This is a genomic window from Variovorax sp. PBS-H4, from assembly GCF_901827205.1.
In the GTDB taxonomy this organism is placed as follows: domain Bacteria; phylum Pseudomonadota; class Gammaproteobacteria; order Burkholderiales; family Burkholderiaceae_C; genus Variovorax.
In genome coordinates this window covers 5,484,022-5,505,779 of sequence record NZ_LR594675.1, presented here as the reverse complement: position 1 = coordinate 5,505,779, position 21,758 = coordinate 5,484,022, and the positions used below count along the sequence as shown (strand labels likewise).

The window sequence follows — 21,758 nt, the reverse complement described above, 5'->3', positions numbered from 1 at the left end:
CACTCTATTCATGCGCACTGCTGATGTAAATTGACGTTCTTGCGATTTTTTATAAGCATCGGTTATTGAATGGCGACCAAGATCGACGTCTTCCTCCGCAATGTGCAGCTGCGGCACCTGCGCTGCCTGGTCGCGGTGGCGCAGGAACGGCATCTCGCACGCGCGGCCGAGCGGCTGGCGTTGAGCCAGCCCGCGGTGTCCAAGACACTGGCCGAGCTCGAGGCCTTGGCCGGCGCAAGGCTGGTTGAACGCAGCAGCGCAGGGCGGCGTGGTATCCAGGGCTTCACCGCCGCCGGCGAGCAGCTGCTGGCGCACGCGCTGCGCGTGCTGGAAGCACTCGATGCCAGCGCCCAGGCTTTGATGCCGGCTTCGGGCGAGCGCCTGATGCGCCTGCGCATCGGGGCGCTGCCCAGCGTCGCGCCGTCTCTGTTGCCGGCGGCGCTAGCCGCGCTGCGCGAGCGCCTGCCCCTGGTGCAAGTGCAGGTGCAGACCGGCGCTAACGGCGCCTTGCTCGATGCGCTACGCGCCGGCGAGCTGGACCTCGTGGCCGGCCGCATGAGCGACCCGCAGCTGATGGCCGGCCTCAGCTTCGAGCTGCTCTACACCGAGCCGCTGGCCTTGATCGTGCGCGCGGGCCATCCCTTGTCCGAGGCCGCGCCCTCCGTGCAGGACGTGCTGCGCTACCCGCTGGTGATCTACGGCGAAGGCACGATCCCGCGCCACCATACCGAGAGCTTCCTGTCGGGCCTCGGCCTGCGGCTCCCCGCGCATGGTACGCAGACGCTGGACCTTTCGGTCGCTCGTGCGCTGCTGCTGCGATCGGATGCCGTCTGGTTCACACCCATCGGCGCCGCCCGTGACGACCTTGCGAGCGGCCAGCTGGCGCGCCTGGCGGTGGACACGGCGGGCACCGAGGAGCCGGTGGGGCTGCTGCTGCGCACCGATGCCGAACCCTCGACCGCGCGCCAAGCGCTGATCGCGCTGCTGCGCGACAGCGGCGCCACTCAGACGCGTGTGGCGCGGCGCTGAACGCAGGCCACGTAGGCGTCGCCGTCGGGAGGGCGGCCGGCGCGCTGGCTCTCCCACATCATCTGTCCAAGGCATTCCATGGCTTCGTGATGCGCCTCCAGCAGCGAATCGCGGCGCGCTGCCAGCAACTCGACCGCCTGGCGGATGCCGCGCGGCTGGTCGATGGAGCACTGTTCGCTGATCGACAGGTGCATCGAAAGATGCAGGAAGGGGTTCTCGCGCCCGTCCGTGCCGTCATAGACGCGCGCCACCGCCGCTTCGGCGTCGGCCAATTCGGCGTGGTACTCGGGGTGCTCGTCGATCCAGCGGCTGGCGATGATCTCCAACGCTTCCATCGGCGCGCCCTGCCGGCTTTTGGCGTAGACATCGCAGAAGAACCGGCGCACTTCCTCTTGGGTAGGATTGAACATGGGCGGAGGTTAGCACCGCCTCGAGCGGCGCACGCCGCGTGCGGCCGCTACACATGGTGTGGATCAATAGCTACAAGCGCGTGGACCCGGGCTCGCCCTTCGGCGGCGCGGGCCAGAGCTGCTATGGCCCCGAGATGGGCTTCGACGCGATGCGCGATTACACCCAGCTCAAGAGCGTGTGGATCAATGTCGACGCGCGAGCGCAACCTGGGCCTCTAATAGCAAGCAAGCAAACAAAGGCGACGACGATGCGAGACTTCATCTACACCAGCCAGCCGCAACGCGTGGTCTTCGGCGCGGGCAGCCTGGCACAGCTGGGGCGGGAGATCGAGGCGCTGGGTGCCCGCCGGGCGCTGGTGCTGTCCACCCCCGGGCAGCGCGGGCAGGCCGAGGGCGTGGCGGAACTGCTCGGCCCGCAGGCTGCAGGCATCTTCGACCGGGCCGTCATGCATGTGCCGATCGAGACCGCGCGCGAGGCCCGAGAGGTCGCGCGCAAGCTTGGAGCCGACTGCGCGGTGGCGATCGGCGGCGGGTCCACCACCGGCCTGGGCAAGGCCATTGCGCTCGACTCGGGCCTGCCGATCCTCGCCATTCCCACGACCTACGCCGGCAGCGAGATGACGCCCATCTACGGCTTGACCGAAGCTGGCCTCAAGAAGACCGGCAAGGACCCGCGGGTACTGCCACGCACCGTGATCTACGACGCCGAGCTGTCGCGCACCTTGCCCGTCGGCCTCTCGGTCACCAGCGGCATCAACGCCATCGCGCACGCCGCCGAGGGCCTGTATGCGCAGGACAGCAACCCCGTGATGGACCTGATGGCCGAGGAGGGCATTGCGGCGATCGCGCGTGCGCTGCCCGCGCTCCGGCGCAGCCCCGAGGACATCGAGGCAAGGTCCGACGCGCTGTACGGTGCCTGGCTGTGCGGCACCGTGCTGGGCAACGTGGGCATGGCGCTGCACCACAAGCTGTGCCACACGCTGGGCGGCAGCTTCAACCTGCCGCATGCGGAGGTGCACACGGTGGTGCTGCCGCATGCGATCGCCTTCAATGCCGAAGCCGCGCCGCGTGCGATGCAGCGGATCGCCGCAGCGCTTGGCACGGCGGACGCGGCGCAAGGCCTGCAGGCGCTGGCACGCGACAACGGCGCACCCACTGCGCTGAAGGACATCGGAATGAAGGAAGCCGACCTGGACCGCGCCGCGGAGCTCGCGGTGAGCAACCCCTACTGGAACCCGCGCCCCTTCGGCCCGGCCGAGCGCGATGCGATCCGTGCGCTGCTGCAGCGCGCCTTTCTGGGCGCACCGCCCAACTGAACACTGTTTTGTGCAGGTGGGTCATCGACCCGATGAAGATGGCGCACTGGGCGCGTTCGTCGCACTCCCGCTGCTCGCCGCCACGCTGACCTTCTGGGGGCGAATCGAGCGGGGCGCGCTGGCCGCCGCGGTGATCGCGGTGCCGGTGTCCTTCGTTGCCTTCCGACTCTCGGGCGGGCTACTTCGCCAGTTAGGCGCAATCTGTTGCACGCGTGCCACTGGCATCCGTGTTGTTTTGCACGCTTTGCCTGCTTCCCCGCGTCCCGCGAACGTGGCGTGACTTTCGCCACTTCCGCCCGCTGCATCGCGGGCGTTCAATGTCCTGGTCGCCCTCACCGAGGCCCCTCATGATCACCACCCTGTTGAGCTCCTGCCTCCGCATCTGGCGCCGGCCCGTGAGACGGCGACAGCGCCTCGACGTCTTCGCACGCGCGCATGGCCAGACCATGCTGCTGGATTGCGAGCGTCACCAGCGGGGCTGGTCGGGCGTGGTGAAGATCCGTGAGGCTTCGCAGGAGCGCGTGGTCCACGTTTGCGCCGAACTGCGCAGCACAGTCGACGACGCCCTGGGCGATGCGGAGCACGCCGCGCAGCGGCTTGCGTTGATGTTCGTGCAATGAGGCCGCGCCTCGAGTCCTGATTCCGGCGCTTGGTGCGTCAGCCCAGCAAGCCCAGCATCGCTGCCCGCACTGCGGCCGCCGTCTTGTTGGCCGACCTCAGCTTGGAGATGGCGTTCTTCACGTGATAGTTCACGGTGTCGATCGAGATCCGAAGGATGCGCGAGGTCTCCTGGGTCGTCTTTCCGTCGGCCGTCCACCTGAGAATCTCGATCTCGCGCTCCGTCAGCGGTGTCTCGGGTGACTGGTTCATTCGCGGCACGAGCACACGGGAGAACGCCAGATGGGAAACATGGGCGAGCCATTGCATGCGTAACTCTTTCGCGTGCAGTTCATTCGAAGTCAGCGGTGGTGTCGATCGCGACAGCGTGAGCATTCCCGGGACGCCATGGCTGTCCAGGCTCGACTGGGCCCACCCATGGCACAGACCGAATGAGCGCGCTTCTGCCCACATGTCGGGGACTTCGGCGAACAGCGCGTCGCTCCAGAGGATCGGGGTGCGGCTGTGTCGCGCGTGCCGCACCACCGGGTCGATGGCCAGGTAGCCCGCTTCCTCGTAGCGGCGGCGCCATGCTGGCGGATGGTTGTCGAGCATGACGACCTTGGGATTGGTGAGCGGCAGCGGCGCGCGCAGGCCATAGGCGCAATGCTCGAATCCCAGTTGGTTTGCCTCGGCGAGCAGCAGTTCGAATATCTGTTCCTCGTCGCGAGAGCGATCGAGGGCCGCGATGAGTTCTTCAGCCCATGCCTGCACGGCGTGCCTCATCCACTCGCAGATCGATGGAAGGAAGCGGGGCAACCTGGCCGGCTGATGGTGTGCCCGCCGAAGGCGATGTGCCACGTCTCGTGGCCTGTGCGTGCAAGCGGTTTCGCATGACAAGGAACGACCGCGGGCCTGAGCCAGCTGTCGTTCGGGTTCTCCCTGTTTTGGTGGCGCGAAGATACCGAGTGAGGCGCGTCCATGCAATTCAGCCGGAAGTTTTATCGGGATCGATTGTCGATCTGGTGGTTCGTCTGCGGGTGATTGCGCAGGAAGATTGCGCGACAAAAAACGAGTTTGTGTGCTCCCAGCGCGACTACAGTCCGCCGCATCCAAAAAAAGGGAGCTTCCCCAGTGAATAAAAAGACCGCTGCATTGCCAGCGCACGCATCGACATCGCGCGCATCGATGTCCTTCGATCGCCAATCCGATCGCCATGTTTCGGCTCGGTTCTTGAGCCGCACAGTCTTCGCCGCTTGCCTGTGCGCCGCCGCGCTCGCAGGCGTTCCCGCGCAGGCGGGTTCCGTGAGCTACACCTACGACGCCCTGGGCCGCCTGGCCAGTACCGTCTACAGCGACGGTACCTCCACCACCACCATCACCTACAGCTACGACGCCGCAGGTAATCGAACTTCGGTCGCGGCCACCTCGTCGTAGCCCGCCGGTTCCCGCTGCACGCCCAGCGTGTGCAGCCAGTTCTCCAATAAAAAACTCAGGGAGTTCCCATGTCCAAGCTAGCGCGCGCGTGCGCCGTTGCCGTGGCCGTTGCCACGTCGCTTGCAGGCGGCATTGCTGCCGCACAGATCCAGAGCGGCGTTGCACGCAAGGTTGCACCTCCATCCATCGCCCTCGGCGTTTCCGCCGCCAAGGCCAACAGCAGCCAGCGTTCGTCCCTCAGCGCCACGTCGGGCTCTGGCGGTGCGTTGAGCTTCACCAGTGGCCAGCCCGCGCTGCGCTACCAGGCAATCGACCTGCCCAGCACCAAGGACCCGGTGCGGCGTGAGGCCGTCAAGGACGGTGCCAAGGAGGCCAACGTCTCGGCCCGCGGGGCAGGCGCTACCGGCACCCGCAGCACCCCCGGCACCCCCGGTCAATTCGCTCCCGCCCCTGGCGTCCTTCGCGCCAACATGCCTCCGGTCCGCTTCGCCGACGCGCAAAGCATCCTGAAGACCCGAGTCCTTCCGGCCAACGTCAATCAGGGCGTCACCGCGGCGCCCGCGATCAAGAGCGCCAAGACGTCGACGTCGACCTCCGCCTCCACCTCCACCTCCACCTCCTTCACCAAGATCGCCGGCGACGCCGCCGCCTCCGGCCCCGCCTCCATCGCCGAGCTCGCGCGGTCCCTGCGCAACCACCCCGACCTCATCTACCAGTACATCCGCAACAACATCGAGTACTACCCCACCTTCGGCCTCCAGAAGGGCGCCCTCGGCGCAGTCCTCGACAACCAGGCCACCGCCCACGACCAGGCCACCTTGATGGTCGAGCTCCTGCGCGCCTCCGGCCTGGAGGCCAACTACGTGCGCGGCATCGCCAAGCTCAGCGCCGCCCAGCTCGCCGAGTGGTGGGGCGTCAACACCGCCAACGCCTGCGGTGTCCTCTCGCTGCTCGGCCAGGCCCAGATCCCCGTCTACGAGATCAACGCCACCACCGCCGGCACCTGCCCCGGCACCGTGGCCGCATTGACCGACGTCTCCATCGAGCACGTCTGGGTCAAGACCAGGATCAACGGCAGCTGGTACGTCTTCGACCCCAGCTACAAGCCCCACACCTTCAAGAGCGGCATCGACCTCGCCAGCGCCGCCACCACCGGCTACGACGCCGCCAACTACCTGTCATCTGCCCAGAGCGGCGCCACCGTCGCGGCCGACTACGTCCAGAACCTCAACCGCACCAACATCCGCAACAACCTCGCCACCTACGCCACCCAGCTGGCCGGCTACCTGCGCGCCAACAAACCCGCCGCCACCCTGGACGACGTCCTCGGCGGCAAGGCCATCACCCCCTTCTACGGCGCCTTGCGCCAGACCGCGCTGCCCTACCAGAACACCGCCTGGGGCAGCGAGGAGCTCGCCGAGCTCCCCGGCTACATGAAGCCCACCCTGCGCGTGCAGTACCAGGGCATCGACCAGACCTACACCTCCGACGCCATCTACGGCAAACGCCTGAGCATCACCTACAACGGCGCCAACCAGCCCGTCCTCAAGCTCGACGGCGTCGCCGTCGGTGCACCGGGCACGGCAGTCACCCCCGGCACCTCCGCCCCCATCACCTTCACCGTCACCCACAACGCCTACGTCTCCACCTGGGCCAACCACAGCTTCACCCAGGGGATCAGAGGCGGCGGCACCAACACCTTCCTCATCGCCAACGGCTGGGGCCCCGCCGGCCGAGGCCCCGCCGAGAACTACCGCAGGACGCTCAGCGACCTCAAGGCCTCCGGCGCCGCCGACGCCTCCGAACCCTTGCTGGGCAGCACCCTGGGCGTCATCGGCGCCCAGTGGATCGCCCAGAACACCCATGCCGGCACCCTCACCGAGCGCATCGCCGACACCATCCTCTTGCACCAGCACCAGGTCGGCATCGTCGGCTACACCGGCAGCGCCTACGTCGACCTCCCCAGCAACGTCCTGGCCGTGGCCAACCTCGCGGGCAACCTCGACAAGGAGAGTGCCGCCTTCGCCAACTGGGCCATGCACCTGAGCATCCTGGAGTCCACCGCCGTGCAGCAGACCACCGGCGTGCCGGCCGTCTCCACCGTCAAGCTCATCGACCTCGCTTCTGCCAGTGGCCAGCGCATCTACAACGCCACCTCCGCCAACTACGCCAGCGCCGTTCAACCCAACCTGGTCAACTGCGGCGCGCACCTCGGCAACTTCAGCAGCTACCTCGCCTCCGGCCTGCGCCTGATCCTGCCCGCGCGCTGCGACATCGCCGAGAACAGCTGGGCGGGGGCCGGCTACTTCACCGTTGGCTCCGGGTTGTACCTGGGCGCCGTCATCAGCGATGGGCTGTCCGGTGGTTACGGCACCCAGCCGCAGGCCGCCGTCTTCGCCAACACCATCGTCGGTGCTGCCATGCCTTCGCCGCCCACCGTCGAGAACTACTCCGGCTCCGCCTACGGCGACCCCATCGACATGGTGCAGGGCCACTTCCTCTACAACCACGAGGACCTCAACGTCGGCATCGGCAGCTTCCCCCAGAGCCTGGGCTTCCAGCGCCTGTACAGCTCCGGCCTGCGCAACCAGAACGGCCCGTTGGGCAAGGGCTGGACCCACAACTTCAACGCCACCGCGGCCGTCAACTCCGATGGCTTCCAGGCCATGGGCGAGGACTCTGCCCTGGATGCCGTGGGCACCCTCGTCGAGCACAAGGCCTCCTTCGACCTCCTGATGGACCCGGCGCGCCCGCTCGCCAAGCTCGTCACCGCCACGCTCGGCCAGCGCTGGTTCGGCGACCAGCTCATCGACAACACCGTCGTCGTCACCCAGGGCCTCAACGGCGAAGTCTTCGTCAAGCTGCCCGACGGCAGCTACAACCCGCCGCCGGGCAAGCCCATCAAGCTCAGCAGGAACGCCGCGGACAACACCTACAGCTATGAGGCCCTCAACCGCGCCGTCCTCAAGTTCAACACCGCCGGCAAGGCCGAAACCTACACCGAGCCCAGCGGCATCCAGGCCAGGTTCACCTACTCGGGCAGCGACCTCACCCAGGTGCAGAACAGCCTGGGCCGCACCCTCAGCTTCACCAACGCCAGCGGGCGCATCACCCAGGTGAGCGACGGAACGCGCTCCGTCAGCTACGGCTACGACACCAACGCGAACCTCAAGACCTTCACCAACACCCTGAGCCAGGCCACCACCTTCGCCTACGGCCTGCCCGGCCAGATGACGAGCCTGTACTACCCGAGCTTCCCCACGGTGGCGGCCGCCACCAACGTCTACGACAGCCTGGGCCGCGTCAAGACCCAGACCAACGCGCGCGGCAAGACCTACGAATACTTCTTCGCCGGCTCGCGCACCGAGGAGGTCGGCCCGGGCGGCACTGCGCGCACCAACTACATCGACGCCCAGGGCAACACCGTCCAGTCCAGCACGCCCGCGGGCAACTGGACCACCAACACCTACGACGGCCAGTCGCGCCTCATCCGCAAGCAATTCCCCGAGGGCAACGCCACCGAGTACGCCTACGACGACGCCCCCTGCGCCGTGGCCCCCGCCAAGCGCTGCACGCACAACGTCAAGACCCTCACCAGCATCGCCAAGCCCGGCAGCGGCTTGGCCAACCGCGTGCAGAGCTTCACTTACGAGAGCGCCTTCAACCAGGTGGCCAGCGCCACCGATGCCCGAGGCAAGACCACCAGCTACAGCTACATGCTGGGTCTACCGCTGACCATCACCGCGCCGGCCGATGCTGCCGGTGCGCCGCCGCAGACCACCTACGCCTACAGCGCCTTCACGCCCAGCGGCTTCACGACCTTCTACCTGCCGAGCTCGAAGACCGTCAAGACCAATTCCAGCAGCACGGTGCTGACCGCCACCGCGTACAACGCCGCCAACAAGTACGTGCCGCAGACCAGCACGGTCGACAGTGGCGCCGGCAAGCTCAACCTGACGAGCACCTTCACCTACGACGCCGTCGGCAACCTCACCGGCGTCGATGGCCCGCGCACCGATGTCGCTGACACCATCGCCACCACCTACGACACTGAGCGCCGGCCCACGCAGGTCACCGATGCGATGGGCAAGCAGACGCGCACGGCCTATGACGCGGATGGCCGTGCGGTCCAGAGCGCAGCGCAGCAGGGCGCCCAATGGCTCGTGAGCTGCAGCCGCTACAGCGAGACCGGCAAGCTCACCCGGGCCTGGGGCCCGGGCGTCACCGCCGCGGCCACCAGCTGTCCCGCCGAGGCGGCTCCAACGCCCATCACCGACACCGCCTACGACGACCTGGATCGGCCCTTCCGGGCCACGCAATACCTCCCCGCAGTCGACGGCGGCAACCGCGTCACCGAGACCGTCTACAACCTCGACGACAGCGTGCGGGCCGTCAACAAGGCCGTCGGCACCAGCCTGGCCCAGGCCTACGTCAGCTACACCTACACGCCCAACGGCAATGTCGATTCGGTCAAGGACGCCAAGAACAACCTCACCGTCCACACCTACGACGGCTTCGATCGCCTGGCGCGCACCTACTACCCGCTGCCTAACCAGCCGCTCTATGCCAATGCGAACGACTACGAGGAGAACGCGTACGACGCCAACGGCAACGTCACGAGCCTGCGCAGGCGCAATGGCCAGACCATCACCCAGGGCTGGGACAACCTCAACCGCCTGACCGCCCGGTCCTATCCGAACACGGCGGACAACGTCCAGTTTGGCTACGACCTTCGTGGCTTGAGAACTGCCGCCCAGTTCGCCAATGGCAGCCATGCCATCAGCTACGCCTGGGACAACGCGGGGCGGCTCACGAGCACCACCGCAGGCGGCAAAACTCTTAGCCACCAGTACGACGCCGCAGGCAACCGAATCCGCAGCACCTGGCCCGACGCGTTCTACACGAGCACCAGCTACGACGCCCTCAACCGGCCGAGCGTCATCCAGGAGAACGGCAGCGTCAACCTCGCCAGCTACGCCTACGACGACCTGGGCCGGCGAACCACCGTGACGCTGGGCAACGGCACCACCGTGCAGCGTGCCCATGACAACCAGGGCGCCTTGGCCACGCTGAAGAACTTCCTGGCCTCACCGTCCCAGGAGGTGCAGTACGCGTATACGCGCAACCAGCTCAGAGAACTCAAGAGCGTTGCCTGGACCAACAACCTGTACCAGTGGAGCGGGGCCACACCGGGCACGAAGAGCTACACCAGCAACGGGCTGAACCAGTACACCGCCGCTGCAGGCGCAGCGCAAAGCTACGACGCCAACGGTAACCTCACCGGAGACGGCACCTGGAGCTACGGCTACGACCTGGACAACCGGTTGAAGACGGCGAGCAAGACCGGGACTGCAGCGAGCTTGAGCTATGACGCCGAGGGGAGGCTCAGGCAGACGGTGATTGGGGCCAACACGACGAACCTGCTGTACGACGCCACGAACCTGGTTGCCGAGTACGACGCGGCGGGGACCACGCTGCAAAGACGCTATGTGCATGGACCGGGCACCGATGAGCCGATCGTCTGGTACGAAGGCTCGGGCACCACGGCGAAGAACTGGTTCTATGCGGACCACCTGGGCAGCATCGTGGCCACGGCCAATGCAACCGGGGCCTCCACGGGCATCTACAGCTATGGACCCTATGGCGAGCCGAACACGACGACAGGGCCGAGGTTCCGTTACACCGGCCAGCAGCTCATCGGCGATCTGGGGCTGTACTACTACAAGGCCCGGTTCTACTCGCCGAGCCTGGGGAGGTTCCTGCAGACGGACCCGATTGGCTACAAGGACGATGTGAACCTGTATGCGTATGTGGGGAGTAACGCGCCAAATAGAATTGATCCAAGTGGTAGATACGTAGAAGTAGCAACTTCTGGGAACAATGTCTCGTTCACATATCCCGCTGTTTTCATCGGGGCAGCCGCAACTCCGGCAACTATTGCTGCCTATACGCGAGCCATTGCTTCAGCATGGACTGGAAACTTCGGTCATTACGTCACGACACTGAATGTCACCACTCCAACCCCAGATACAGCTCGAGACAAATACAACGTCATTGAAATTGCAGATGTTGGGGCTGCGGGCCGGCCGTTCGCAAACGCTGTCGGAGGAAGCTATATAAGGCTTGCACCCCTTAATGGTGACCCGGTCACAAATGCCTATCGCACATGGACCGCTGGTCACGAGGCGGGGCATACCATGGGGTTGCCAGATACTTACGCAGAATCAAGTGGCGGAACAAGACCGCTTCCGCAATATGGGGGCAACATAATGGCCGAGCCTAATGGACGTCCCGAAGCGATTGATGTGAGTAACGTTATCTTTTTGAATTCAATAGGCTTCAATGCTGGAAATGGTAGCTATCCTGCACCTGCCGGATCCTTGAGTTCGTCCGAATCCACCGGATCGGGACTCAAATAATTTGCAATCTTCAATTCATGAAAAACCTATACTTGACTGCAATTTGCATTCTTCTTTTTGGGTGCGGTGAGTTTGAGCATGCTTCTTCAGAGATGAAGGAGGAAATGTGGTGTACTTTGAACTCAGATCGAATTGCGATTGGAAGCAAAGGGCCGTACGTTGAAATTCGGTCCGACAATGTCCATCTTGTACCGCAGGAATCTCAGCCTGCGATGCAGGAACTTTTAAATAAGGTTAATTTTTTACAAATTTCACGTGAAATGGCGAAAGACCTGGCGCCTTCGATCGATGAAAAAGAAGCGAATCAGTACTATTTGGTGCGGGCTGCGGCGCTCTACAGTGAAGAATCGAAATCTTTCGAGAATTTAAAATTCAATGTTTTTTATTTTTCGGAAACTCAAACATTAAATGTCTATTTTTTTGGACTTGCAACTCAATCGATTCCTAAAAAAGTTGCAATTCTGATTGCTGTTAAGCATCGCATTTCCAGAGTTAATTCTCTTTGTGAAATCGCCTCCTGAAGATGTAATTGTGGATCTTTTGGTGCAAATGCAGTCAATAAAATACAAGGCCATGAGTAATTTTTCTTATACATTTAATGCGTTGAATCTTTTGACTCTATTGCTAATCGCGCCTTTTTCGGCTAATGCAATCGAAATTCAATGCCTCAATCATCAGCCAACCCTCGACTCAACTACATCAACCAACGACGCTGAAGCTCAATATCGATTGGGAGTAGCCCACGACTTCGGATTTTGTGGAAAGACGGACAATTCGCAAGCAGCGAAGTGGTACCGGCAAGCCGCGGAGCAAGGCCATGCCAGTGCACAGTATCGAGTGGGGTTGTTGTATTTGAAGGCGTCCGGCGTCGACTTGGATCGTCAAGAAGCTCTCAAATGGATTTCTCTTGCGGCGAACCAAGGGATCTCCGGTGCGCAATACGTGTTGGCGGGAATGCTGATGGCTGGAAATGGAGTCGAACGGGACGCCGGAAAAGCAGCAATTTGGTACGAGCGCGCCGTACAAGCAGGAAACCCGTGGGCCGAGCTTGCGCTAGGACGCATGCTCCAAGACGGCCAAGGGGTGCAACAAGATGCCAGGCACGCCATCAAGCTCTACGAAGTCGCGGCGACCCAGGGCCTTTCAGATGCAATGCTGGCGCTTGGGATGCTCTACGAATTTGGTGCCCCAGAAGTTCCCAAAAGCCCCGGTTCCGCCATGCAATGGCATCGCCGCGCGGCGGATCTTGGCTCTGCCGAGGCTCAATATCGCATTGGGCTAATGCATGTAATGCCTCATAAGGGTTGGGCTGCGATGCCTAACTACGCGATTGCGGCCGAGTGGTATGCCAGGGCTGCCGAGCAAGGGCATGTCAGAGCGCAAGTGAATCTTGCTCAGCTTCTCAAGGATGGAATGGGCGTTCCACGCAACGAATCCAAGGCTTTCCAATGGCAGCTTCTTGCAGCGCAACAGGGAGACAGCGTCGCCCAGGTCAATGTCGCAGCTGCATACGCCCAAGGAAGAGGCATCGACAAGAATCTGGAGCAAGCGGCCAAGTGGTTGCGATCAGCCGCGCTGCAAGGGAATGCGGCAGCGCAATGGTATTTGGCGGGGATGTATAGCAACGGGCAAGGCATACCCCGCGACCCGAAGCAGGCTGAACAATGGACTCGCCGCGCCGAACTCGAGTCCTGGTGATTTCGCCTTTCTAAATGCGCTCCCGTTGGTATACAAGATGAAATCTCTTCATCCTGGTTCTAGCAGCAAGGGCTTCACCCTCCTCGAACTCCTCGTCGTCCTCGTCATCGTCGGCCTCCTCGCCGGCATCGTCGGCCCGCGCCTCTTCGGCAACGTCAGCAAGTCCGAAATCACAACAGCCAAGGCGCAGATCGATGTCCTCGGCAAGGCGCTCGATCAATACCGGCTCGACGTCGGCCGCTATCCCTCCAGCCAGGAAGGCCTGGCCGTGCTGATGCGCGCAGCGCCCGGAGACTCACGCTGGCAAGGCCCCTACCTGCGCAAGGAGGTGCCGCTGGACCCCTGGGGCATGCCGTACCAGTACAAGTTCCCCAGCAGCCGGCAGGCCGACGATTTCGAGCTGTATTCGTTCGGGCCGGACAAGTCGCCCGGCGGCAGCGGCGACAACGCGGACATCGCGCACTGACAGCACCCGACCCCGATGACGATTTACAAGGTTCGCGGCCTGAGCGCCGAGGGTGAGCTGCAGCTGCGTCGTGTGAGCGCGAGCACGTCCGCGGAGGCCGAACGGATCGCGCGCCAGACCGGGCTGCAGCACGTGATCGACGTGGCGAGCGGCGGCTTCGCCAAGCGGCCTCGATCGATGTCACGCAGCAGCGGCTTCGATCTCTCGCTCTTTGCGCATGAGCTGGTGGCGCTGCTCGGCGCGGGCCTGTCGCTGATCGAGACGCTGGAAACCCTGGCCGAGCGGCAGCCGCACGACGGACGGGGTGGCAGCGTGCTCGGCGACTTGGTGCGCAGCATGCAGGAGGGGCAGGCCTTCTCCGCCGCACTGCGGCGCTTCCCCGCGCATTTCCCGGAGCTGTTCATCGCCTCGATCGCGGCCAGCGAGCACACCGGCGAGATGGTGCCGGCCCTGGAGCGCTATCTGCGCTACCACGCGCAGCTGGGCGCGGCTCGCCAGAAGATCATCAGTGCCTCGCTGTACCCGGCCATGCTCTGCATCGTGGGGGGCGCGGTCGCCACCTTCCTGCTGTGCTTCCTCGTGCCGCGCTTCAGCCGTGTCTACGAAGGCATGGAAGACAAGCTGCCGCTGGCGTCGCGATGGCTCATGCATTGGGGCGCGTTCGCGAGCGCGAACGGGCTGGCTCTACTCGTCGCGGCCGGGGCGGGGCTCGCCGCGATCGCCTTGCTGGCAAGCCGCCCCGCCGTGCGCGCCCGGCTCGGGGCGGCTCTGCAGGACAACCCCTGGATCGGCGCCAAGGTGCGTTTGATGCAGCTCTCGCGCTTCTATCGCTCGCTGGGCCTGCTGCTCGGCGGCGGCATTCCCTTGACCAAGGCCTTGCCCATGGCGCAGGGGCTGCTGCCGCTGCCTTTGCAGGCCGCCGCGGGCTCGGCCGCGCTCGAAGTGTCGCAAGGGCGCAGCCTCAGCGACAGCCTTCAGGCCTGCGCGCTGACCACGCCGGTGGCCTTGCGCCTGCTGCGCGCCGGGGAGCGCAACGGCCAGACGGCCGAGATGCTGGAGAAAGCCGCAGCCTTCCACGACACGGAGATGAACCACTGGATCGACCGCTTCACGCGCCTCTTCGAGCCCGCGTTGATGCTGGCCATCGGCCTGGCGATCGGCGGCATCGTGATCCTGCTGTACCTGCCGATCTTCGAGCTCGCGGGAGCGCTGCAATGAGCGAGGACGCACGCTTCGATGTCGATGATGCGGCGCCCCGGATGATGAGCTTCGCGGAGCTGGCGCCGCTGGCCCCCGATTTTGCGTCGCTGAGCTTTGGCGAATGCCTGGAGCGCGAATGCGTGCTGCTCGCGGACGAGGATGGCACCCGCTACTTCGTCAGCAGCGAGCCGCTCGACGAGCTTCTCTGCACGTGGGCGAGCCACCGGATTCCCGGCTGCTTCGTGATCGTGCGCACCCATCCGGCCGACCTGAAGGCGCTGCTGTCGCGGCTGGAGGCGCATCAGCAGGCGCTCCACCACCTGGTTCGGCTGGAGCAGGCCGGCACCGCGCTGCAGGCCGACAGCGAAGAGATCTCCCCGCGCTCGATCGCCCGGGACGAAAGCCAGGTCGTGCGCCTGGTCAACTCCACGCTCTACGACGCACACAAGAGCGCCGCCAGCGACATCCACTTCGAGAACACGCCGCAGGGCCTGGTCATCAAGTACCGCATCGACGGCGTGCTGTCGCTCGCACGCCAACTGCCCGACCTGGCGTTGACGGAGCAGGCGATCTCGCGCCTGAAGGTGATGGCGGAGCTGGACATCGGCGAGAAGCGGATCCCGCAGGACGGGCGCTTCGCGGTCCATATCGGCGGCCGCGAGATCGACTTCCGCGTGTCGGTGATGCCGGGGCTCTTCGGCGAGGACGCGGTGCTCCGCATTCTCGACAGGCAATCACTGACGGCCGAACTGTCGCAGCTCAGCCTCGATCTGCTGGGCATCGAGGGCGCGACGCAGCAGACGATCCGGCAACTGGCGAGCCAGCCGTACGGGATGCTGCTCGTCACCGGTCCGACCGGCTCCGGCAAGACGACCACTCTGTATGCGACGCTGAGCGAGATCAACCGGGGTGAGGACAAGATCATCACGATCGAGGACCCGGTGGAGTACCAGCTCCCCGGCGTTCTGCAGATCCCCGTCAACGAGCGCAAGGGCCTCACCTTCGCCAGGGGGCTGCGTTCGATCCTTCGCCACGACCCCGACCGCATCCTGGTCGGCGAGATCCGTGACCGCGAGACCGCGGAGATCGCCGTGCAGGCGGCACTGACGGGCCATCTGGTGTTCACGACGGTCCATGCCAACAACGTCTTCGACGTCATCAGCCGGTTCAGGCACATGGGCGTCGACGCCTACAGCTTCGTCACGGCGCTCAATGGGGTGGTGGCGCAGCGGCTGGTGCGCATGAATTGTCCCCGGTGCGCCGAGGACGTCGAGCCTGGCGAGGCCTTGTTGCGCGCCTCGGGCATCCAGCGCTCGGAGCTTGCGGAAGGAGGGCGGCAGCGGCAAGGGCAGGGCTGTGCGCATTGCCGCGGCACCGGCTATCGCGGCCGCCGCGCGTTGACCGAAGTGCTGGTGCTGGACGACGACTTGCGGGAACTCGTCGTCCAGCAGGCGCCGATCGCTCAACTGAAGGCCTCGGCACGCAGCCGGGGCATGGTGTCGATGCGCCGCGCGGCGCTTGATGCAGTCCGGCGTGGGCAGACCACGCTGCAGGAAATCAATCGTGTCACCTTTGTCGAATAGGGTCCAGTTCCGCGTGCATCTGGGCGCCCGGCTGCTGGCCGCGTGCGAAGTGCGGGGGCACGCGCGCCGGTGCGTGGTGGCGCGCAAGGCGCTCCTTCCGTTCTCGCCGGGAGAGCGCGCGCCGGCCCTGCAGGCGCTGCGCGAATGGGTGGCGCCGGGCGGCGCGGCGTCCATCGAATGGGTGCTGGGCCCTGCGGACGTGCGCTACCTGCTGGTCCCCTGGTCGCACGAGCTCGCCGACGAGTCGCTGCGCGACGGCGTGGCGTCCGCGCTGTTCGAGCAGCGTTTTCGGGAGGACGCGGCGGCCCATGCGGTGCGCTTTGCCAAGGCCCGGTTCGGCGCTCCGCAGCTCGCGGCCTTCGTCGCTCACGCGCTTGTCGCGGACCTCGCCGCGCATGCCGGTGAGGCGCGGCTTCGGCTGGGCAGCATCGCGCCGGCGCTGGCGACGGTCTGGGGCCGCTTCGGCACCGTGCTGGGCCGGGAGCGCGGCGTCGTGCACCTGGTGGACGGCGACCGCCAGATCGCGGTGCGGCACGAGCGCGGGCGTCCCTTGGACATCGCGCTGCGCCCCTTCGACGATCAGCGCGACCCTCCCATGCTGGCTGCGCCATGCGAGCCCGGGGTGCGCCGGTGTTTCTCGTCGTGGGTGCCCGCGGGCGGTGCCGCGTCCCCGGCGCACGGGTTGATGTTGAACGATGGCGAGGGATTCGACGCCACCGCCGATGCGGCCTACGCCTTCGCCCTGTGCGGGGTGTTCTGATGCCGATGCGCCTCGAGTTCGCGCCTCGTTCGCCGTGGTCGCCGCTGACGGCGCTGCTGCTTGTGCTGGGCTTGCTCGGCGGCGCCCACGGCCTGTGGCAACGCCACACCTTGCTGGCGAAGCGCATGGCGGCGGTGACGCAAGTCGAGGCGCTGCGGCCGCCCTTGTCCCAGGAGCGATCGGGTGCGGGCGAAGCCCTTCGGCCGGAGGCCTCGGGCGAGGCGGATCGGCTGATCGCCAGCCTGCATCGCCCTTGGGAGCTCATGCTCGATGCCCTGCAATCGACGGTCACCGATGACGTGCGGGTGATGCGGGTCCAGCCCGAATCGGAGGGACTCCGGCTGCACATCACCGGCGAGGCCGACAACAGCCAGGCCTTCGTCGCATGGATGCAGCGCCTGCAGTCCGACGCGTCCTGGCGTTCCGTGGAGCCGCTGTCCGAAGCGCGGCAGGCGGAAGGTTCCGCGCCCGCCGGCAAGCCCGTGCAGTTCCAGCTTTCCCTGGAATGGCGGCAACCGTGAGGGCGCTCGTGCCTCGCATCACCGCCGCGGCGAGACGCGCGGCCTGGGCCACCCGCCTCGCGTGGGCGTCGCTGGGCTGGCCGATGCTGCTGGCGCTGGCCGCACTGTGCTTCTGGCTCGGGCTCGCCGGGTTCGTCAATCGGCCGCTGCGGCAGGAACTTCGCGCGCTGCAGTCCGCATCCGCATCCGCATCCGCGTCGGCGTCGGCGTCGGCTGCGCATCCGGGGTCCGGCGCCGGGGCCGAGCCCGCGCCGCGCGGCGACGCGGATGTCGTGCGCGGCTTTGTCGCTTTCCTGCCGCCGATGGAACTGTGGCCGCAGCAGCTCCAGAGCTTGCATGCGCTGGTCGGACAGGCCGGCGTCGAGCTGTCACGCGTCGACTACGGCAGTCATCGGTTCGAGCATCTGCCGGGAAGCCACCGGTCGGTCCGGCTGACGATGCAGGCCGGTGCCAAACCGTTTCGGAGGCTCCTGCACGACCTGCTCGCCGCCATGCCCAATCTCGCCATAGAACGGATCTCGATGGAGAGATTGCCCGATCAGCCGGACCGGCTGAACATCCGGCTCGACGCCAGCCTGTACTACCGCGACTCCCCTCCAGGAGACGGCCGATGAGACACGCCTCCCTCGGCAGGGGACTGCAGGCGGGATTGCTTGCCACGGCTGTGCTGACCGTGCTGGCATTGCTCAAGCCCGAGGCGGTGGAGCCCTGGTCCTCGGCCGCCGACGACATGGCGCGCTCGCAGCCTGGCGCCGGACCCCGCGCACGTGCACGCGAAGCGGAGCCCTGGCTTCGCACGGCCGCCGCCTTGCCGGAGCCCCCGGAGCCGCCGCCGCCCCCGTCACCGCCGCCCGCGCCGCCCCCGCTTGCACCGCCGCCGCCCGTCGAGCCGCCGCCGAAGCCGGTGGCCCCGGACCCGCCCTTCACCTACCTCGGCCGCATCGAGCAGGGCGGCCGCAGCCAGGTCTTCCTCGGCCTCGGCGCAGACCCGCGCGTGGTGGAGGTCGGCGAGGCCGTCGATGCGCAATGGACGGTCGAGAAAGCCGACCCGACCCAGCTCGTGCTGCGCTATCTGCCCTTGAACGAACTTCGCACCATCGCCTTGCAATGAACCTGATCAGGAAGACCCCGTGGGCAACGGGGCCGCGCGCCGCTGCATGCCTCTTGTCGATGGCGCTGCTTTCCGGCTGCGCCACCTATTGGGACGTACAGCGCGCAGACAGGCTGCTGGCGCAGGGGCAGACCGATGCCGCGTTGGCCATGCTCGCGGGCCTGGCCAAGCAGGACCCGGCGCAGCACCGGCTGCGCTATCTGCAGGTCCGCGACGGCGCCTTGCGGGAACTGCTGTCGAACGCCCGGCAGCTCGCGTCCCGCGGCAAATCGGCGGAGGCCGAAGAGGTCTACCGCGCCATGCTCCGGATCGATCCGCAGAACGAACTCGCGCTCTCCGGCATCGACGCACTGGTGCGTGGAGCGCGTGAAGCCGAGCAGCTCGCGAAGGCGATTGCTGCCTTGAAGGACGGCGACACCGACGGCGCACTCGATGCGCTCCACGCCGTGCTCTCCGCCAACCCGGGCCATCCGGAAGCGCAGCGGCTCCAGCAGGGCATCGAGCTGCAAAGGAACCGGGGCCTGGCGGCCGACCCCGTCCTCTCCGACGCACTGAGAAAGCCGGTGACCCTGGAGCTTCGCGATGTGGCTCTTCCGACCGTGCTGGAAATTCTCTCCCGCACGTCGAACGTCAACTTCATCCTCGACAAGGACGTCAAGAATGACATCAGGACCACCATCTTCGCGAAGAACACCTCGGTGGCCGATGCGCTCAACCTGGTGCTGCGAACCAACCAGCTCGCGCGCAAGGTGCTGAACGACTCGACGCTGCTGATCTACACGGACAACGAGGAGAAGCGAAGGCACTATGAGGAGCTGGTGATCCGGACCTTCCACCTGAAGAACGCCGACCCGCGCAAGATGCAGGAGTTGGTCAAGACGATGATCGCTCCGAAGTCGATGTATGTGGACGACCGGTTCAAGATGATGATCGTGCGCGACAACCTCGACGTCATCGCCGCGACCGAGCGGCTCGTGGCCGCCTACGACGTGGCCGACCCCGAGGTGCTGCTGGAAGTCGAGATCCTCGAGATCAACGCCAACGGCCTGCTCAACGCGGGCATCCAGTATCCGGATCGGCTGGCGGTCGGGGTCAAGGCCAGTGCCGGCGTGCCGGGCCAGTTGACCGTCGATGAACTCCGGGGCCTGAACCGCAACAGCTTCCAGCTCTTTCTTCCCGACCCGCTGCTGGTGCTCAACCTGAAGCAGACCGGCGAGGACAGCAAGACGCTGGCCAACCCGCGCATCCGCGTCAGCAACCGGCAGAAAGCCAAGGTGCTGATCGGCGACAAGGTGCCCGTCATCACCACCACCATCAACCAGAACTCGAGTGCCTCGACGGAATCGATCAGCTACCTCGACGTGGGGCTCAAGCTCGAAGTCACGCCCGAGATCCACGTCAACAGCGAAGTCACCATCGCCATCGACCTCGAGGTGAGCAGCGTGGTCAAGGAGATCCGGTCGACCACCGGCCTGCTCGCCTACCAGATCGGGACCCGCAACGCGAACACGGTGCTGCGCCTGCGCGACGGCGAGACGCAGGTGCTGGCAGGCCTGATCAAGGACGAGCAGGGCCACAGCTCCGCCGGCATTCCGGGCCTCGGGGAGGTACCGGGCGTCGGCCGCGTGTTTTCCAACCAGACCGACACGAAGGGCCGGTCGGAGATCGTGCTGCTGATCACGCCCCGCATCGTCCGTGCCATGCCGATGCCCTCGGCCCATGTGCTCGAATTCCCTTCTGGCACCTTCGACAACGCCTTGGTCCGGCCGATGCGCCTCACGCCCGGCGGCCAGTACGGCGGCACGCCCGCGGCGCCTCTTCCGCCGGAGGCGGGTCCATGAAGGCCGGCCGGGGATTCACGCTTATCGAGATGATGGTGACGGTGACGCTGGTAGGCATCCTGGCGTCGGTGGTCGTCCCGCTGACCGAGATGGCCGTGCGGCGCGCAAAGGAACAGGAACTGCGCATCGCCTTGCGCGAGATCCGCACGGCGATCGATGCGTACAAGCGCGCGGGCGACGAGGGCCGCATCCACCGCTCCCCGGCCACCACTGGCTATCCGCCCACGCTCTCGGCGCTGGTCGACGGTGCGAACGATCTCAAGGACCCCGGCCGCCGCAGGATCTTCTTCCTGCGCCGCGTGCCGCGCGATCCCATGAATGCCGACCCGGCACTGGCGCCGGAGGCCACCTGGGGCAAGCGCGCGTATGCGAGCGACGCGGAGCACCCGAAGGAAGGCGAGGATGTCTACGACGTCTACTCGTCCAGCACCCGGGCAGGCCTGAACGGCCGTTCATACAAGGAATGGTGAGATGCGAAGCAAGGGGTTCACACTGATCGAACTGCTGGTCGTCATGGTCATCGTGTCGGCCCTGCTCACGATCGTGGCACCGCGCTACATGCGCCAGGCCGATCGCGCCAAGGAGGCTGCGTTGCGAGAGAACCTGGAGGCGATGCGTATTGCGCTCGACCAGTTCTACGGCGACCGGGGCAGCTACCCCGAGCGGCTCGCCGACCTCGTCACGCTGCGCTACCTGCGCGCCCTGCCACTCGACCCGGTCACCGAGCGGCGCGACTCGTGGATCCTGCAATTGCGCGACGAAGAAGGGGGACGCAAGGTGATTCACGACATCCACAGCGGAGCCACCGGAAACGCCACGGACGGCACGCCGTTCAAGTCCTGGTGACCGGGCGATGGCCGGCCCCCGCGATCAGCGCGGTATCGGATACCTGTCATTGCTGTTCGCGGTGTTCCTCCTGTCCTTGGGCATCGGCAAGGCGCTGGACGTGCATGCAACGCGTGTGCAGAGAGAGCAGGAGGCCGAGCTCGCCTATGTGGGATCGCTGTACCGCGAGGCGATCAAGAGCTACTACATGAGCGCGCCCGACGGCCAGCGCAAGTACCCGAGCCGGCTGGACGATCTCCTGAAGGATCCGCGCCACCAGGTGGTGCGCCGATACCTGCGGCGGCTCGACCCCGATCCGCTGACTTCGCAGCCCTTTGCGCTGTTGATGGCGCCGCAAGGCGGCATCTGGGGCGTGGCCAGCCGATCAGCGAAGGCGCCCCTGCGGCTGCGCAGTCCCGATGGTGTGAACGTGAACGGCGCCGCAGTGCGAAGCTATCGCGACTGGCACTTCGTCTACGACGGAAGCGACTGATTTGCTCCCTCTCGCTTCCACCTCCGAAAGAGGTGAGGGCACCGGCGCCTCG

The 21,758-nt window shown here is 65.9% G+C and carries 20 protein-coding genes; 18 read left to right on the top strand and 2 right to left on the bottom strand.

The window, feature by feature from the left end; translation table 11 throughout:
* The first annotated feature begins 69 nt into the window (after positions 1-69).
* Entirely contained in the window at positions 70-1,029 is a 960-nt protein-coding gene (locus tag E5CHR_RS26330; protein ID WP_162582621.1) for a LysR substrate-binding domain-containing protein, read from the top strand.
* On the opposite strand, the gene E5CHR_RS26325 is transcribed toward E5CHR_RS26330, so the two are convergent.
* Positions 1,005-1,439 carry a DUF1841 family protein gene (locus E5CHR_RS26325; RefSeq protein WP_162582619.1) on the bottom strand — a complete coding sequence of 145 codons (435 nt, stop codon included), beginning with the start codon at positions 1,437-1,439 and terminating at the stop codon, positions 1,005-1,007. The genes E5CHR_RS26330 and E5CHR_RS26325 overlap by 25 nt on opposite strands.
* A 53-nt stretch (positions 1,440-1,492) precedes the next feature.
* On the opposite strand from E5CHR_RS26325, the gene E5CHR_RS26320 reads away from it, so the two are divergent.
* Together E5CHR_RS26320 and E5CHR_RS26315 are read left to right on the top strand one after the other, a co-directional pair.
* The gene (locus tag E5CHR_RS26320) at positions 1,493-2,755 is read left to right on the top strand and encodes a maleylacetate reductase (RefSeq protein ID WP_162582617.1); all 1,263 of its coding nucleotides are present in this window, start codon (positions 1,493-1,495) and stop codon (positions 2,753-2,755) included.
* A 347-nt stretch (positions 2,756-3,102) separates the two neighbouring features.
* A complete protein-coding gene (locus E5CHR_RS26315; RefSeq protein ID WP_162582615.1) occupies positions 3,103-3,375 on the top strand; it encodes a hypothetical protein in 273 nt (90 codons plus the stop codon).
* A gap of 37 nt (positions 3,376-3,412) precedes the next feature.
* Here the strand turns inward: E5CHR_RS26315 and E5CHR_RS26310 are convergent, their stop codons facing one another.
* Entirely contained in the window at positions 3,413-4,126 is a 714-nt protein-coding gene (locus tag E5CHR_RS26310; RefSeq protein ID WP_197893877.1) for an autoinducer binding domain-containing protein, read from the bottom strand.
* A gap of 459 nt (positions 4,127-4,585) precedes the next feature.
* Between E5CHR_RS26310 and E5CHR_RS26305 the strand changes: the two genes are divergently transcribed.
* From E5CHR_RS26305 to E5CHR_RS26235, 15 genes are all read left to right on the top strand, one after another.
* Positions 4,586-4,789 (top strand): hypothetical protein, encoded by a 204-nt coding sequence (locus tag E5CHR_RS26305; RefSeq protein WP_162577773.1) that lies wholly within the window; start codon positions 4,586-4,588, stop codon positions 4,787-4,789.
* Positions 4,790-4,857: 68 nt separating this feature from the next.
* Positions 4,858-11,208, top strand: a complete 6,351-nt coding sequence (locus tag E5CHR_RS26300) for an RHS repeat-associated core domain-containing protein (RefSeq protein WP_232062198.1) — start codon at positions 4,858-4,860, stop codon at positions 11,206-11,208.
* 17 nt (positions 11,209-11,225) lie between these two features.
* Complete coding sequence (locus tag E5CHR_RS26295; RefSeq protein ID WP_162582611.1) at positions 11,226-11,729, top strand: hypothetical protein; 504 nt, start codon at positions 11,226-11,228, stop codon at positions 11,727-11,729.
* Positions 11,674-12,906 carry a tetratricopeptide repeat protein gene (locus tag E5CHR_RS26290; RefSeq protein ID WP_162582609.1) on the top strand — a complete coding sequence of 411 codons (1,233 nt, stop codon included), beginning with the start codon at positions 11,674-11,676 and terminating at the stop codon, positions 12,904-12,906. The genes E5CHR_RS26295 and E5CHR_RS26290 overlap by 56 nt, the downstream gene beginning before the upstream one ends.
* Positions 12,907-12,943: 37 nt before the next feature.
* Complete coding sequence (gene gspG, locus E5CHR_RS26285) at positions 12,944-13,372, top strand: type II secretion system major pseudopilin GspG (RefSeq protein WP_162582608.1); 429 nt, start codon at positions 12,944-12,946, stop codon at positions 13,370-13,372.
* A 15-nt stretch (positions 13,373-13,387) separates the two neighbouring features.
* Positions 13,388-14,590: a type II secretion system F family protein gene (locus E5CHR_RS26280; RefSeq protein ID WP_162582606.1), complete on the top strand. Its 1,203-nt coding sequence runs from the start codon at positions 13,388-13,390 to the stop codon at positions 14,588-14,590.
* Positions 14,587-16,155, top strand: coding sequence for a GspE/PulE family protein (locus tag E5CHR_RS26275; protein ID WP_162582604.1), 1,569 nt, complete (start codon positions 14,587-14,589; stop codon positions 16,153-16,155). The genes E5CHR_RS26280 and E5CHR_RS26275 overlap by 4 nt, the downstream gene beginning before the upstream one ends.
* The gene (locus tag E5CHR_RS26270) at positions 16,136-16,915 is read left to right on the top strand and encodes a hypothetical protein (protein ID WP_162582602.1); all 780 of its coding nucleotides are present in this window, start codon (positions 16,136-16,138) and stop codon (positions 16,913-16,915) included. The genes E5CHR_RS26275 and E5CHR_RS26270 overlap by 20 nt, the downstream gene beginning before the upstream one ends.
* Complete coding sequence (locus E5CHR_RS26265; RefSeq protein ID WP_162582600.1) at positions 16,915-17,436, top strand: PilN domain-containing protein; 522 nt, start codon at positions 16,915-16,917, stop codon at positions 17,434-17,436. The genes E5CHR_RS26270 and E5CHR_RS26265 overlap by 1 nt, the downstream gene beginning before the upstream one ends.
* An 8-nt stretch (positions 17,437-17,444) precedes the next feature.
* Positions 17,445-18,050, top strand: coding sequence for a GspMb/PilO family protein (locus tag E5CHR_RS26260; protein WP_162582598.1), 606 nt, complete (start codon positions 17,445-17,447; stop codon positions 18,048-18,050).
* Complete coding sequence (locus E5CHR_RS26255) at positions 18,047-18,547, top strand: hypothetical protein (protein ID WP_162582596.1); 501 nt, start codon at positions 18,047-18,049, stop codon at positions 18,545-18,547. The genes E5CHR_RS26260 and E5CHR_RS26255 overlap by 4 nt, the downstream gene beginning before the upstream one ends.
* Positions 18,548-18,606: 59 nt before the next feature.
* A complete protein-coding gene (locus E5CHR_RS26250; RefSeq protein ID WP_162582594.1) occupies positions 18,607-20,388 on the top strand; it encodes a hypothetical protein in 1,782 nt (593 codons plus the stop codon).
* Positions 20,385-20,858, top strand: a complete 474-nt coding sequence (locus tag E5CHR_RS26245; protein ID WP_162582592.1) for a type II secretion system protein — start codon at positions 20,385-20,387, stop codon at positions 20,856-20,858. The genes E5CHR_RS26250 and E5CHR_RS26245 overlap by 4 nt, the downstream gene beginning before the upstream one ends.
* Before the next feature lies 1 nt (position 20,859).
* On the top strand, positions 20,860-21,234 hold the full coding sequence (locus tag E5CHR_RS26240) for a type II secretion system protein (protein WP_162582590.1): 375 nt from the start codon (positions 20,860-20,862) through the stop codon (positions 21,232-21,234).
* Positions 21,235-21,241: 7 nt separating this feature from the next.
* Positions 21,242-21,706: a hypothetical protein gene (locus E5CHR_RS26235; RefSeq protein ID WP_162582588.1), complete on the top strand. Its 465-nt coding sequence runs from the start codon at positions 21,242-21,244 to the stop codon at positions 21,704-21,706.
* Positions 21,707-21,758: the final 52 nt, after the last annotated feature.